Raw genomic sequence first — 13,231 nt, forward strand, 5'->3', positions numbered from 1 at the left:
TGTGCACGAACGCCACGATTGCCAGGAACGCTCCAAGCCTGAAAGTAATGCTCGAAGCGGTGGTTAGGGGGTGACGGCGGGAGGTGGGGAGCGCCCACCACGGCCCGCTTGCCGTTTCCAAGCCTCCTCGTAGAAGCGGCGCATCGACGCCGCTCCCGCATCGGAGGAGGCGAATGACCAATAGCCGATCTGGAAGGCGAGATAGCAGGGAAGATGGAAGGCCACCAGCCGCTTTGAAGCGCCCACTGCGCCGCACAACCGGTCGGCTTCCGCCCCCGGAAGGGCGAATTCGACGATGGCCCCCGCCACGTCCCAAGCGACGTCCTGGCAGCCGATCAGGTCATGCGCGTCGGCATGATCGAGCGAGTCGGTCTTCAGCAACCGGCCGTCGGTGGTGCGCAGCCACTCCCAGATGTGAAGGCGGTTGTCGGTGACGACGCGCCGGACCCCGGCGTTCAGCTCCCTCAGTATGTCCGGCGTCCAGCGATCCAAGAAGACGGTCGCGGCGGCGCCAAGCGCTTCGCCGATGTTCACGCGCGCCATCGCCAGCAGGTCCGGAAGGCTGGCGCCCGTGTCACGCTCCGCCGGAAAGCGTTGGGCGCGGAACAGGAGATAATCGGCCAAGCGCTCCAGAGACATGGTGGAGGGCGGTTGCGCGCCGCCCAACCAACGCTCCGCCAGGAAGCCGTGCCGAAGCGCGATGGGTTCCGTCGTGAAACCCGCCTGATGCAACGCGCGGGCCCGGTCCAGCTTGGCCTCGCCCAGGCGTCCGAGGCCGGCGAATTTCAAAAGCCAGGGGCCGGAGGCGGTGCGCAACAGGAATTTGCGGCGTTCCTGCTGCGCATGGACCGGCGGCCAGTCCGCCGCATCCGCCGCAATATCCGCCGATGCCGTCCGCCATGCGCCGCCTGACAGATCGCGCAACGGCGCGACCGCAGGGCCGAGCGTGTCCTCGAACCAGCGCTCCAACGGCGGCACCGGGCCATGCGCAGCGTGTACCAGTTCATTGAAGTCGATCACCGGACGCACCGCCTCGGCCCAGCGGCGGCGGTGCTGGTCGGATGAGCGCAGTCCCGGATCGCCCTTATGGCTGGGAAGGAACGCGATCCGCCGGGACGGTACGCCCGCCGCCTCCAACCAATCGGCGACGGCGCCGAACGAGCTGCCGGACAGACCCGGCCCTTCATCGACGATCACATAGGACGCGCCCACGTCGGCCAGCAGGGCGGCCCGCAGGCGGGCCGAAACGCGGACGGCGCGTTGGAACGGATGACCGATCGGACGCAGAGTGACCGGAGGCGCAGCGTCCAGCGCAACCGCCGCCATCGCCGCCAGCCCGGTCCCGATGCTGCGCAGGCCAATCACGACGACCGGAGCGGGCAGATCCGGCGGAAGCCGGGCCGCAGCCTCCAGATAGGCTTCCGGATAGAGGCCATAGAAGGCATAGCCTTCGGATCGGCGTATTCGCACGGTTTCGGGCAAGGGTTGCGCCGACAATGTCTCCAGCTCAGCCGCCAGCGCGCAAGCGCCCGGCTGCGGCTCGCCGCGCCAGGACCGGGCGACGGCACGGGCCAGCCCCATCACGACCGCCATCGCCGCATCGCGGCACGGGGTGCAATCGTCCTCCCCCAGCGCCGCGAATTCCGCATCGGCGAGGCCCTGCGCAAGCTCCGCCGCCTCGATGAACAAGGACACCAGCATGGCATGAAGGATCAGCCCGTCAGGCTTGGCGACGGCTGTACGATGGGCGGCGGCGATCCGCGCCACGGCGACGCACGGGTTCTCAAGACGGTCGCGATCGCCGTAAACCAGCATGGTTCAACCGCTCCGCGCGGCGAAGTGTCTTGGCCTACCGCCTCCTATCCCATCGCCAGCAGGGGGAACGGCGCGGCCGGAGCGGTGCTGGCGTAGCGGCGGACCATAGCGGCGCAAAAATCCGCGAACTCCTCGGCGACCTGGGGCGGGCTGGTGTGGTGCGGTTCGATTCCACGATGCTCGGGCGTGAAGCAGAAAGTTATGGTGACATCGAAATCGGCCAGCGCTTCCATCTGACGGTCGAACCAGGCGAGCGCGTTCGGCCGGAAGCTGTCGGCCCAGGACAGGCCGGTGCGCAGGTGCCGAACACCCAACCGCTTCATCCAGGCCACCGCCTCGTCCAGCCGGTGATCCTCGAAGTGGAACCATTGGCAAATCCCCATCTCGGCCGCATAGGGCGCGTAGGCGTCGAGCGCCGGCTTGGGCGTGCCGTCCGCCCGCAGCAGCCCCATATGGAAATGACGGTAGTAGGAGGAGCCCTCCGCCTCCTTGTGGCGCGTCGTCGCCTCCCAAGCGCTGGGCAGGTCATAGAGGCTGTACCAGTGAATGCGCGGAACCCGGCCGATCAGCAGCTCCGCGGTGCGGGTGACGCCCCAGGCCTGCACCTCCTCGGCGCCGAAGGACGAAACGCCGGCCTCCGTCACCCAGACCGGCTTGCCGGTGACGGCGCGAATCTCCTCGATCTTGTCCGGCCATTCGTGGATCTGCCAGAGATTCCAGTCGAGCGGAAAGCCATGCACCGCAACCACGTCCACATGGTCCAGAGCGCCGCGTTCGTCCAGACGTCGGATGAAGGAGGGATCGATGGGCGAGATGCCGCCCAACACGCGCGTGAGCGCGCCATTCTCCGCCCGGATCGCCTGTCCGGACAGGATCGTCATGCGGGCGAACCGATCCCATTCCGGATCGAGATCGGGATTCCAGTGGGACTTGTTGTTGGGCTCGTTCCAGATCTTGGCGGCTTCGATCATCCCTGGCTTCCCGTCCTGACGTGGTTTGCCGGTGCCCGTCCGGCGAATGGTGCGGCGGTGGGGGGCCGGGCAGGATAGACGGCGCCCGCCTCGGTCGGCCGTGCTGCGCGGCGGCAGACATAGACCTCCTGCTCCGGATGCTCGACGACCCGAAAGCCGGCGCTGCGCAGCATGGCCTCGGCGCAGGCGGCGTTCGGGACCCACCAGTTTGTCCAGTCGCCGGAATACTGGTGTTCGATGAAATGCAGCTTCGGATAGCCGGGCGCGTTGAAATGGTCCTGCTGGCGGAAGTCGTAATCGATGCCCACCGGCTCGACCGTCTCGGAGCCGCGTTGCATCGATTGGAAGATCATCAGGTCGCGGGCGGCATGCTCGTGGATCAGATCGAGAGCCAGCAACGGGTGGCGCAGATGGTAAAGCACCCCCATGAACATGACGACGTCGAACCGCTCGCCCAGCATTGCGAGGTCGTAAACAGACAGCTTGCGGAACTCAATGTCCTGGCGGGTCACTTCGGCGGCGAAGCGCGCCTGTGCGAGATAACGATCGTCGAAGTCGATTGCCACCACCCGCTCGGCGCCGCGCCGCTTCATCTCGATGGAATAGAAGCCACCGTTGCAGCCGATGTCGAGCACCGTCAGGCCGCTCAGATCCTGCGGGACCGCATGGGCGAACCGCCGCCACTTCACGTTCGGGTAGTCGTGCAGGAAGTGGTCGGGGGCGGTGCTGACGCCGTTCAGATCGATGTTGTGGAACCAGTCCCCCAGCGCGGCGACCCGGGCGCGGATCTGGTCGGTCGTCAGATTCGTCATTCCGCCGCCTCGTTGATGCTGTGGACCTTCAGGCCCCATTCCCCGGCGATCAGCACGCTGCGGGACGCCGGAGCGATCTCGAAGCGGGCGTGGAAATCCACGGAAAGCCCCAAAGCGTGGGACAGTGCCGCCTTGATGACGTCGGCGTGGCTGACCAGCGCGACGGTCCGGCCGGCGTACCGGCGGCGCAGCCGCTCGATGCAGCGCGCCATCCGGGCCTGTGCCTCCAGCATCGTTTCGCCCCCAGGCGGGCGGGCGTGCGACCGCGCGCTGTTCCACACATTCCAAGCCGGGTCGCCGCGCAGGTCCTCGAAGCGCAGGCCGGCCCAGGCGCCGAGATCAAGCTCGTTGAGATCCTCCTCCACCTCCACGGCCAAGGCCTGTGACGCGGCGATGGCGGCCGCCGTTTCCACGGCGCGTTCCAACGGGCTGGACAGCACGGCGGCGAACCGGTGACACGCCAATATGCCGGCCAGCGCGTCGGCCTCGCGTCGGCCGGCCTCGCTCAGCGTCACACCGGGCATGCGTCCGCACAACACGGAGCCCAGACGGTCGTGCGACGCGTGACGCAGCAGGACCAGGATCGTTTCCACGCCGCCGCTCACGCCCGGAAGCGCAGGCCGTCCACCGCCTCGCCGGCGATGAAGCGCAGCGTGCGCTCGCGCGCTTCATGGTCGGTGAACTGCTCGGGAGGCGATTTCATGAAGTAGCTCGACGGTCCGATCAGTGGCCCGGCCATCTTCCGGTCCAGCGCCAGCTTGGCGCAGCGCACCGCGTCGATCACGATGCCGGCGGAGTTCGGGCTGTCCCAGACCTCCAGCTTCAGTTCCACGCTCAAGGGCACGCCCCCGAAGGCGGTGCCCTCCAGCCGGATGTGCGCCCATTTCCGGTCGGCCAGCCAGGGGACATGATCGCTGGGGCCAATATGGACGTCGTCCGCGTCGAGCGGCACGTCCAATTGGCTGGTGACGGCGCGGGTTTTCGAAATCTTCTTCGATTCCAGGCGTTCGCGTTCCAGCATGTTCTTGAAGTCGGTGTTGCCGCCGAAGTTCAGCTGATAGGTGTGGTCGAGCCGGACGCCGCGCTCGCGGAACAGGTTTGCCAGCGTGCGGTGGATGATGGTGGCACCCATCTGGCTCTTGATGTCGTCGCCGATGACCGGCAGGCCGCGTCGCTCGAACCGCTTCGCCCAGCTTGGGTCGGAGGCTATGAAGACCGGGATGCAGTTGACGAAGGCGCAGCCGGCCTCCAGCGCCTGCTCGGCATAGAACTCCGTGGCCCGCTGCGAACCGACCGGCAGGTAAGACACCAGGATATCGGTGCCTGAGCGGCGCAGGGACTCGGCGATGGCAACCGGCGCCTCCCCCGACTCCTCAATGTCACCGGCCAGATAACGGCCGATGCCGTCCAGTGTCGGACCTCGCTCCACTTGCACTCCCGAAGCACGCGGGCTTGCGAAGCGACACGTGTTGTTCGGAGGGGCAAAGATGGCGTCGGACAAATCCCGCCCGACCTTGGCGGCGCTTACGTCGAAGGCGGCGGACATTTCGATGTCGTTGACTCGATAGCCACCGAGATCGAGAGTCATCAGCCCGGGCGGCGGCTCATTAGCGTGAGCATCGGCATAATAGCTTACACCTTGCACGAAGGATGAAGCGCAATTTCCAACACCGGCAATCGCCACCCGCAGCTTTTTCCCAGTCACGAAATTCTCCTCGTCCTGAAAATTTCCTTAATGAACCGGAATGGTATTTGTATCTTGGAAAAATAATTGATGGAAGATCGTCCAATCTGACCACGCCTTTTGGGTAAGGTGTCGAAAATCAAACGGCGGTGTTAACATTGACGCAACCACGCTTCTTTTCACGAAGCGAACATGACGATTTCCCACGCATGTAAGCGAAAATTTGCATTCCTTTAAAAATAAGAATCATGGGTATTCTTATCAATTTTATACATAACCAACACAATCAGAAATAGCAGTCGCAAACATCACCGTCCATCAGCGGAGGGGCTCGTGGGAGAATCCGTTCTTGTCACTGGTGGCGCCGGTTTCATCGGCCGCCACGTCGCCGGGGCACTCCTCGCCCGCGGCGACCGGGTTCGGCTTCTCGACAGTCTGATCGCGCAAGTCCATCCCACTCGGACGCGGCCCGACGAACTGGACCCGGACGTCGAATTGCTGATTGGGGACATACGCGACGAGGCCATGGTCGGCCGGGCGCTGGAGGGAGTGGATTCGGTGATCCACCTCGCCGCCGAGGTCGGTGTCGGCCAGAGCATGTACGCGGTGGGCCGCTACACCTCGGTGAACGACCATGGGACGGCCGTGCTCTTCCAGCGGTTGATCGACCGACCGGTCCGCCGGGTGGTGGTCGCCTCCTCGATGAGCATCTACGGCGAGGGGCTGTACCGGACCGCCGACGGCACGCCGATGGAGGACGTGGTGCGCGGGACGCGCAATCCCGACGGTTCCTGGGACCCGCTGGATTGCGACGGACGGCCGCTGATCCCCGTTCCCACGCCGGAAAGCAAGCGCCCGGCCCTGAGGTCCGTCTACGCCATCGGCAAATACGTGCAGGAGCGGCTGACCCTGACGCTCACCGCCCAATACGGGATGGAAGGGGCGGCATTGCGGCTTTGGAACGTCTACGGCCCCGGGCAGGCGCTGTCGAACCCCTACACCGGGGTGCTGGCGATCTTCGCCTCGCGCATCGCCAACGGTCAGCGACCGATGATCTTCGAGGATGGCCAACAGCGGCGCGACTTCGTGCATGTCGGCGACGTGGCACGCGCTGTCCTGCTGGCGCTCGACGAGTTAGCCGCCAATGGCGAGGTCTTCAACATCGGGTCCGGCGAGGACCGCACCGTGGAGGAGGTGGCGCGGCTCCAGGCCGCCTCGATGGGCCGGCCCGACCTGACGCCGGAGATCACCGGCCAAGCCCGCGCCGGCGACATCCGCCACAACATCCCCGACCTGGGCAAGGCGCGGACGGTCCTGAACTACGAACCGCGGCAGGATTTCGCCGGTGGGCTGGCCGAACTCGCCGAATGGGTTGCCCGGCAGGAGGCGCAGGACCGCGTCGTCGAGGCCCGGAGCGAACTCGAAGCGCGGGGGCTGGTGGCATGAACCGCCGGACCGGACCGGCCTTGGTGGAGGCGACGTGATGCGTGTGGCGTTGGTCAACCCGGCTTGGACCTTCGCGCACAGCATCTATTTCGGCTGCCGCGAGCCGCATCTGCCCCTCGAACTGGGCTACGGCAAGGCGCTGCTGGAGCAGGCCGGACACGAGGTCCTGCTGCTCGACGGGCCGTTGACCGGACTGTCGAACGGCGAACTGGCGGATCGGGTGGCCGGCTTCGCACCCGGCATGACCGTGGTGACGACCGCGCCGACCTACCTGTTCTGGCGTTGTGCCCCGCCGGAGCTGCGAATCCCCCGTGATTTCCTGCTGGCACTGAATGGACGCGGCGGCCGGACCGTCGCGGTGGGGCCGCATGGATCGACCACCCCCGGTGCAGCCCTGGACAAGCTGGGCGTGGACGTTGTCGTGCGGGGCGAATGCGAGGAGATCGTGAGACGGCTTGCCGACCGGTTGGACTCCGGCCAGCCGGAGTTGGACGGCGTTCCGGCGCTGGCCTTCCGCGGCGGCGGCGGAACCGTCGTCACCGGCGGCCCGCACGCTGGCCGCTTCGTCGATCTGCCGGCGCTGTCCTGGCCCGCCGAATGGCTGAACCGCCATCACCACCATCACCACCGCTACGGCACCGAACCGCTCGGTGCGGGGGCCGAAGTCGAGGCGTCGCGCGGTTGCCCCTACACCTGTTCCTTCTGCGCCAAGATCGACTTCCGCGATCAGTACCGACGCCGCGACACCGCCGTCGTGCTGGAGGAGATCGATCGGCTGACCGCCGCCGGCGTGCGCTACGTCTATTTCATCGACGAGATCTTCCTGCCCCGCCGTGATCTGTTGGAAGCGCTGGTGGAGCGTCCGGTCGAGTTCGGCATCCAGACCCGCATCGACCTGTGGAAGCCCGATCTGCTGGATCTCCTGGGGGCCGCCGGCTGCGTGTCGATCGAGGCCGGGGTGGAAAGCCTGACCGAGAAGGGCCGCGCGGCGCTCGACAAGAACTGCCGCATGAGCACCGACGCGCTGGCCGACCGCCTGATCCACGCCCGGCGCAGCGTGCCCTTCGTCCAGGCCAACCTGATCGCCATGGCCGGCGACGACGCCGGGCTCGTCGCGCGATGGCGGGAGAGGCTGCACGGTGCCGGCGTCTGGGCCAACGATCCGGTGCCGCTCTACCCCTACCCCGCTTCGCCCGATTACCGCCGCCTGTGGGGCGAACCGGACGACCGGGCATGGGAAAGGGCGCACGAGCACTATCTGCGCCAATTCGCGCGACTGAGCGACATTCAGGAGGAGGAGCCCCTGCCCTTGCATGAGCTGGAGGCCGCATGCGGTTGCCGGTGACGCCCCCGGCAGCCCCCGCGCATCCAGCCCCCGCGCATCTGTTGATGACGGCGGACAGCGTGGGCGGAGTGTGGACCTACGCGCTCGACCTCGCGCAGGAACTGGCGGCAGGCGGCCTGCGCGTTACGCTGGCGGTGCTTGGGCCGTCACCGCAGGATGACCAGACCGCGGCGGCGCGCGCCATCCCCGGCCTGGAGCTGATCGACACCGGCCTCCCGCTGGACTGGATGGCGGAGGACCCGGCCGCGATCCGGCGCGGTGCCGAAGCGCTGGGAACGCTCGCTCAGCGGTTGGAGGTGGATCTCGTCCACCTCAACAGCCCGGCCCTGGCGGCGGACGCCGGATTCACGGTTCCGGTCGTGGGGGTCTGCCATTCCTGTCTGGCGACGTGGTGGGCCACCCTGCGCGGCGGCGCCCTGCCGGGCGACTTTCTCTGGCGGATCGAGGTTCTGGCGCGGGGCTACCAAGCCTGCGATGCGCTGGCGGCGCCGAGCGCCGCCTTCGCGCAGGCCACCGCCGCCGCCTATGGTTTGCCGCCACCGGTCGTGGTGCGCAACGGACGCCGTCCTCCTCCAGGCGGTGGGCCGGGCGGACGGGAGCGTTTCGTCTTCACCGCCGGACGCTTGTGGGACGATGGAAAGAACATCGCAACGCTGGACGCGGCGGCGGCGCTGCTGGAGGCACCGGTGGTCGCCGCCGGCTCGTTGGAGGGTCCGGGCGGGCATCGCCGGAGCCTGTGTCACGCCACGGCGCTCGGGCGCCTGGATGCGGCGTCGGTCGCGACGTGGCTGGCACGGGCACCGGTCTTCGCTTCCGCCGCGCTCTACGAACCGTTCGGCCTGACGGTGCTTGAAGCCGCGCAGGCCGGCTGTGCGCTGGTGCTGTCGGACATTGCGACCTTCCGCGAGCTGTGGGACGGCGCCGCACTCTTCGTGGAGCCGAGGGACAGCGCAGCCCTCGCCGCAACGATCCGCCGCCTGCTGGACGATCCGGGGGAGGCGGGGCGCCTCGGCGAGGCGGCGCGGCTCAAGGCCGGGCAATACGGCATGGAGTCGATGGCCTCCGGCATGCGCAGTCTCTACCGCAGCGTGCTGGCCCGCCACACTTCCACCCCCTCCTGCAAGGAGGCCGTCGCGTGAAGATCGTCTATTTCACCCATTCGCTGGCGTCCTGCTGGAACCACGGCAACGCCCATTTCCTGCGCGGCGTCCTGAGGGAGCTGATCATCCTCGGCCATGAGGTCCGCGTCTTCGAGCCGGAGGGCGCATGGAGCCTGCGGAACCTGCTGGCCGATCATGGCGAAGCGGGGCTGGCGCCCTACCGGACCGCCTATCCGGAACTGACCTCGCTGACCTTCACGGCCGATGCCGACGCGGCGGCGCTGTGCGACGGGGCCGATATGGTCATTGTCCATGAATGGAACGACCCGGCTCTGGTCGCGGCGGTGGGCCGGGCGCGGGCGCAGGGCGGTCGCTTTCTCCTGCTGTTCCACGACACGCACCATCGCGCGGTCAGTGATCCGAAGGCCATCTCCGCCTTCGATCTCTCCGGCTACGACGGCGTCCTGGCCTTCGGCGAAACTCTGGCCGCCGTGTACCGGCGCTGGGGCTGGAAGGATCGGGTCTTCGTCTGGCACGAAGCCGCCGACATCCGGCTGTTCCACCCGCCGTCCGGAGCGGAGCGGCGCAGCGGAGCGGTGTGGATCGGCAATTGGGGCGATGGCGAGCGGACGAAGGAGCTGGGGAGCTTTCTGTTCGCTCCCACCCGCGCCGCGGGTCTGCCTCTGGACGTCTATGGCGTGCGCTACCCCGCCGAAGCCCTGGCGACGCTGAAGCGGCACGGCATCGCCTACAAGGGCTGGCTGCCCAACGTCCGCGCCCCCGCGACCTTCGCCCGCCATCGGGTCACCGTTCATGTGCCGCGCCGTTTCTACGTCGAATCCCTGCCAGGCATCCCGACCATCCGCGTGTTCGAGGCGCTGGCCTGCGGCATCCCATTGGTCAGCGCGCCGTGGAGCGATTGCGAAGGCCTGTTCCGACCGGGAACGGATTTCCTGGTCGCCCGCGACGGTGCCCATATGACCGCCCATCTGCGTGCCTTGGACAGCGACGTCGACCTCCGCGCGGCGTTGGTCCGCAACGGCCTGGAAACGATCCGCGCCCGCCACACCTGCGCCCACCGTGCCAGTGAGCTGCTCGCCATCGCCGCCGCTCTGGCTGGCACGCCCACTCCCTCTTCGATGCTGGAGCCTGTCCGATGAAGATGGCCTTCTACGGTTCAAGCCTGCTTTCCTCCTACTGGAACGGCGCCGCCACCTACTATCGCGGCATGCTGAGCGAACTCGCCAAGCGGGGTTGGAACGTCACCTTCTACGAACCGGACGCCTTCGACCGCCAGAAGCACCGAGACATCGAGCCACCCGGCTGGGCCAGCGTCGTGGTGTACGAGGCTACCGCCGAAGCCTGCCGCACCGTGATCGCCCGCGCCGCCGAGGCCGACGTGGTGGTGAAGGCGAGCGGCGTCGGCGTCTTCGACGAGGAGTTGCTCGATGGCGTGATGGATGCCGCCAGTCCCAACGCTCTGCGTGTCTATTGGGATGTCGACGCTCCCGCCACCCTGGCCGAGCTTCGGCAGGCGCCGGACCATCCCCTGCGCCACCGGCTGCCGCGGATCGACGCCGTGCTGACCTATGGCGGCGGCCCGCCGGTGGTCGCGACCTACGAGGCGATGGGCGCCCGCCTGTGCCGCCCCATCTACAACGCGCTGGACCCGGCGACGCACCAGCCGGCACCTCCCCAACCGCAGTTCGCCGCCGATCTCAGCTTTCTTGGCAACCGGCTGCCCGACCGCGAGGAACGGGTGGAACGCTTCTTCCTGGAGCCCGCCGCGCACAACCCGCAAGGGCGCTACATCATCGGTGGCAGTGGCTGGGAGACGAAGGGGCTGCCGGCCAACGTCACCCACATCGGCCATGTCGGCACCGCCGACCACAACACCTTCAACAGCTCGGCGCTGGCGGTTCTGAACATCGCCCGCGACAGCATGGCCGAGGTCGGCTTCTCGCCCGCCACGCGGGTGTTCGAGGCCGCCGGAGCGGCGGCCTGCCTGATCACCGACGCTTGGACGGGGGTCGAATGGTTCCTCACCCCGGACGAGGAGATCCTCGTCGCCCGCGACGGCCAGGACGTGACCGATCATCTGCGCGCCCTCACCCCGGCCCGTGCCCGCGCCATCGGCGACGCCGCGCGGCGTCGCGCCCTTGCGGAACACACCTACGCGCGGCGCGGCGCGGAGGTCGACGTGTTGCTGCGCGACGCCCTGGCGGCGCTGCGGGAAAGGAGCGCGGCGTGAAGCTCGTCGTCCTGGGGCTGAGCCTGTCCTCTTCCTGGGGCAACGGCCACGCCACCACCTTCCGCGCCCTTCTCAAGGCGTTCGCCGCACGCGGCCACGACATCCTGTTCCTGGAGCGCGACGTTCCCTGGTACGCGCAGAATCGCGATCTCGCCGATCCCGGCTATTGCCGGCTGGCCTTCTACGAGGATCTCCCTGGCTTGCGACGGTGGGCCGGAACGGTCGAGGAGGCCGACGCGGTGCTCGTCGGTTCCTACGTGCCCGACGGCGTCGCCGTCGGCCGCTGGGCGCAGGAAACCGCGCAGGGGATCGTCGCCTTCTACGACATCGACACGCCGGTGACCCTGGCGAAGCTGGAACGCGGCGATGAGGAGTATCTCTCCCCTGCCCTCATTCCCGGCTATGACGTGTATTTCTCCTTCACGGGCGGACCGACGCTGAAGCGGCTGGAATCCCGCTACGGCTCTCCGGCGGCGCGCGCGCTCCATTGCTCCGTGGATGCCGACGCCTACGCGCCCCTGCCCACGCCCAAGCGCTGGGATCTGAGCTATCTCGGCACCTACAGCCCCGACCGGCAACCGACGCTGGAACGGTTGCTGCTGGAGCCGGCCCGGCGTGCGCCGTTGCTGCGCTTCGTCGTCGCCGGTCCGCAATACCCCGACGGGATCGCCTGGCCCGGAAATGTCGAACGTCGGCATCATGTTCCTCCAGCCGAGCATCCCGCCTTCTATGCGGCCAGCCGCTTCACCTTGAACGTGACGCGCGAGGACATGATCCGCGCCGGCCACAGCCCCAGCGTCCGGCTGTTCGAGGCGGCCGCCTGCGCCACTCCGATCATCTCCGACTGTTGGGACGGCCTCGACGCGCTGCTGGAGCCGAACCGGGAGATCATCCTCGCCCACACGTCCGACGACGTTCTGCACGCCCTTCACCAACTGGACGAGGACACCCGCCAAGCGATGGGCGCAAGGGCGCGGCAGCGAATCCTGAAACACCACACCGCCGCGCATCGCGCGGAAATGTTGGAACGGGAACTGGAGTGCGCGATGCGAAGGGCCGGCCACAACACCAGTGCGGCACTGCCCTTTCAATGATGCGGCGCAAACAGCCCATCACGGCTCCCGGTCCGTGGGCTTCTTCGGAGACTTCTTGGCCTCGATCTGGTCGAGCACCGCTTCGGGGGCGACATCCTGCTTGATGATGTCCAGATCGGAGTCAACGTCCGTCTTCACCCCCATGTGATCGGCCATGGACGACACCAGGGCCGTCAGTTTGGTGATTTCGTGCTCCGCCAACAGGCTGATTTGCAGATCGAGATCAGCCCGCTTGCTGGCGACCTCGGACATCCGATTCTGGCTGATGAGCACGAAGGTGGACAGAAAGATGGCCTCCACGGACGCAATCATCGCCAGGACGACGAAGGAGGGATCCCAGCGCGGAACGCCGGGCACCCACCCCAGGTTGGCGATGATCCAAAAACCAAAGAATGCCAAATGCAGATAAACGAACGTCATGCTGCCGGTGAAGCGGGTGATCGCGTCGGCAATCCGCTCCTCCGCGGTCGCCTCGACCTCCTCCCGTTCCCTGCGCTGGTGCAGCGCCTGGATGTTCCGCTCGAGCACGGCGCTCAAGCCGGGGGATGGTGGCGGGTAGGTTGGTGGGCTTGCGGACGTCTCCGCGCGATCTCCGCCATGCTGGGACGGTTGTGTGTTCATGGCGTCTGCCTTGCCTAGGGTCCGGACCCATAAAGAGCCTTTCCTGAAGGGAACCGTTGTGATTCAAAGCCCAGGAAAGGGGCTTTGTGATG

At 67.4% G+C, this 13,231-nt stretch carries 12 protein-coding genes; 6 read left to right on the plus strand and 6 right to left on the minus strand.

Annotated features, from left to right (window positions below; genetic code table 11):
• Positions 1-63 precede the first annotated feature (63 nt).
• Genes Q4I23_RS02470 through Q4I23_RS02490 form a run of 5 tightly spaced genes read right to left on the minus strand, consistent with a single transcriptional unit; the run spans position 64 to position 5,303 of the window.
• Positions 64-1,815: a hypothetical protein gene (locus Q4I23_RS02470; RefSeq protein ID WP_498525188.1), complete on the minus strand. Its 1,752-nt coding sequence runs from the start codon at positions 1,813-1,815 to the stop codon at positions 64-66.
• 44 nt (positions 1,816-1,859) lie between these two features.
• On the minus strand, positions 1,860-2,786 hold the full coding sequence (locus Q4I23_RS02475) for a beta-xylosidase (protein ID WP_498525189.1): 927 nt from the start codon (positions 2,784-2,786) through the stop codon (positions 1,860-1,862).
• Positions 2,783-3,598 carry a TIGR04290 family methyltransferase gene (locus Q4I23_RS02480; RefSeq protein ID WP_498525190.1) on the minus strand — a complete coding sequence of 272 codons (816 nt, stop codon included), beginning with the start codon at positions 3,596-3,598 and terminating at the stop codon, positions 2,783-2,785. The genes Q4I23_RS02475 and Q4I23_RS02480 overlap by 4 nt, the downstream gene beginning before the upstream one ends.
• Positions 3,595-4,191 (minus strand): histidine phosphatase family protein, encoded by a 597-nt coding sequence (locus tag Q4I23_RS02485; protein WP_498525191.1) that lies wholly within the window; start codon positions 4,189-4,191, stop codon positions 3,595-3,597. The genes Q4I23_RS02480 and Q4I23_RS02485 overlap by 4 nt, the downstream gene beginning before the upstream one ends.
• Positions 4,192-4,199: 8 nt before the next feature.
• A complete protein-coding gene (locus Q4I23_RS02490; RefSeq protein WP_498525192.1) occupies positions 4,200-5,303 on the minus strand; it encodes an inositol-3-phosphate synthase in 1,104 nt (367 codons plus the stop codon).
• A 312-nt stretch (positions 5,304-5,615) separates the two neighbouring features.
• On the opposite strand from Q4I23_RS02490, the gene Q4I23_RS02495 reads away from it, so the two are divergent.
• From Q4I23_RS02495 to Q4I23_RS02520, 6 genes are read left to right on the plus strand one after another with little or no spacing between them, the layout of a single operon-like run.
• A complete protein-coding gene (locus Q4I23_RS02495; protein ID WP_498525193.1) occupies positions 5,616-6,728 on the plus strand; it encodes an NAD-dependent epimerase/dehydratase family protein in 1,113 nt (370 codons plus the stop codon).
• A gap of 37 nt (positions 6,729-6,765) precedes the next feature.
• Positions 6,766-8,073, plus strand: a complete 1,308-nt coding sequence (locus tag Q4I23_RS02500) for a TIGR04295 family B12-binding domain-containing radical SAM protein (RefSeq protein WP_498525194.1) — start codon at positions 6,766-6,768, stop codon at positions 8,071-8,073.
• Between the two features lie 44 nt (positions 8,074-8,117).
• Positions 8,118-9,212, plus strand: a complete 1,095-nt coding sequence (locus Q4I23_RS02505) for a glycosyltransferase family 4 protein (protein WP_498525195.1) — start codon at positions 8,118-8,120, stop codon at positions 9,210-9,212.
• Positions 9,209-10,333 (plus strand): CgeB family protein, encoded by a 1,125-nt coding sequence (locus Q4I23_RS02510; RefSeq protein WP_498525196.1) that lies wholly within the window; start codon positions 9,209-9,211, stop codon positions 10,331-10,333. Before Q4I23_RS02505 ends, Q4I23_RS02510 begins: the two co-directional genes overlap by 4 nt.
• Positions 10,330-11,424: a CgeB family protein gene (locus Q4I23_RS02515; protein WP_498525197.1), complete on the plus strand. Its 1,095-nt coding sequence runs from the start codon at positions 10,330-10,332 to the stop codon at positions 11,422-11,424. Before Q4I23_RS02510 ends, Q4I23_RS02515 begins: the two co-directional genes overlap by 4 nt.
• Positions 11,421-12,518, plus strand: coding sequence for a CgeB family protein (locus Q4I23_RS02520; RefSeq protein WP_498525198.1), 1,098 nt, complete (start codon positions 11,421-11,423; stop codon positions 12,516-12,518). Before Q4I23_RS02515 ends, Q4I23_RS02520 begins: the two co-directional genes overlap by 4 nt.
• An 18-nt stretch (positions 12,519-12,536) precedes the next feature.
• Here the strand turns inward: Q4I23_RS02520 and Q4I23_RS02525 are convergent, their stop codons facing one another.
• A complete protein-coding gene (locus Q4I23_RS02525; RefSeq protein ID WP_498525199.1) occupies positions 12,537-13,046 on the minus strand; it encodes a DUF1003 domain-containing protein in 510 nt (169 codons plus the stop codon).
• Positions 13,047-13,231 lie beyond the last annotated feature (185 nt).

The organism is Azospirillum sp. UFLA03-27 (genome assembly GCF_059803775.1).

Excerpts from the sequence above, each read along its gene's own strand:
- Q4I23_RS02475 (WP_498525189.1), bottom strand. The coding sequence starts at position 2,786 with ATGATCGAAGCCGCCAAGATCTGGAACGAGCCCAACAACAAGTCCCAC.
- Q4I23_RS02480 (WP_498525190.1), bottom strand. The coding sequence starts at position 3,598 with ATGACGAATCTGACGACCGACCAGATCCGCGCCCGGGTCGCCGCGCTG.
- Q4I23_RS02470 (WP_498525188.1), bottom strand. The coding sequence starts at position 1,815 with ATGCTGGTTTACGGCGATCGCGACCGTCTTGAGAACCCGTGCGTCGCC.
- Q4I23_RS02500 (WP_498525194.1), top strand. The coding sequence starts at position 6,766 with ATGCGTGTGGCGTTGGTCAACCCGGCTTGGACCTTCGCGCACAGCATC.
- Q4I23_RS02505 (WP_498525195.1), top strand. The coding sequence starts at position 8,118 with ATGACGGCGGACAGCGTGGGCGGAGTGTGGACCTACGCGCTCGACCTC.
- Q4I23_RS02515 (WP_498525197.1), top strand. The coding sequence starts at position 10,330 with ATGAAGATGGCCTTCTACGGTTCAAGCCTGCTTTCCTCCTACTGGAAC.